Raw genomic sequence first — 752 nt, 5'->3', positions numbered from 1 at the left:
CTTTCTGCCCGTGGAGCGGCTCGACGTGCGGCTGCCCGGGCCCGACGAGGAGCTGGTCGCGACGCTGGCCGAGGTGGCCAGCTCCCAGGACTGGCGGCCCGTCTCGCGGCTGCTCGCGCACACCGACGCCACGTCCGAGCTGCGCTGGCAGCGGGTGCAGACGCTGGCGGGCGCGGCCGTGCACGAGCTGGCGATCAACCCGGGGCAGGGCGGCGTGTGGCTGCGCACCTGGCGGGTCGAGGCGCCGAAGGACCCGGGCGGTGCCGCGGTGCACGCGGAGTTCCTGGTCCGCCAGGCGTTGCGGGACTCCGGCTCCGAGGACTTCACGATGATCCTGGAGGAGGCCCGTACGGTCTGCGGCGAAGCCGCCCTGCTGGCCCCCGGCGACCCGGTCCCCTACCTCGTCGAGCTGGGCATCGCCCGTGGCCTCGGCTACCGGCAGGCCGACTTCGAGGAGCTGTGGGCCAAGATCCGCGACCGCGCCCCGGCGCACATGGGCGCGCACCTGGCCGCCCTGCACTACTGGTGCGAGAAGTGGCACGGCTCCAAGGAGCTGGCCGACGCCTTCGCGCAGCAGGCGGCGGCCGGGGCCCCGGACAAGAGCCTGCTGCCGGCGCTGCCCCTGTTCGCGGTCTTCGAGCACCTCCCGGAGGCCAACCTGGTGCAGGGCCTGTACCGAAGCGTGGTCGTCACGCGTGCCATCGAGGGCGCCCAGTACGCGCTGCTGCACGCGCCGGCGGACCACCCGGTGG

Annotated in this window: 1 protein-coding gene; it reads left to right on the top strand. The window is 74.6% G+C overall.

Features of this window, described 5'->3' with window-relative positions:
* Positions 1-752 (top strand): hypothetical protein (locus KUM32_RS37450; RefSeq protein WP_217146308.1); only part of this gene is annotated, 752 nt, incomplete at both ends.

The sequence above is a fragment of the Streptomyces sp. AC627_RSS907 genome, assembly GCF_019049165.1.
This window is presented reverse-complemented; position numbering and strand designations above follow the sequence as displayed.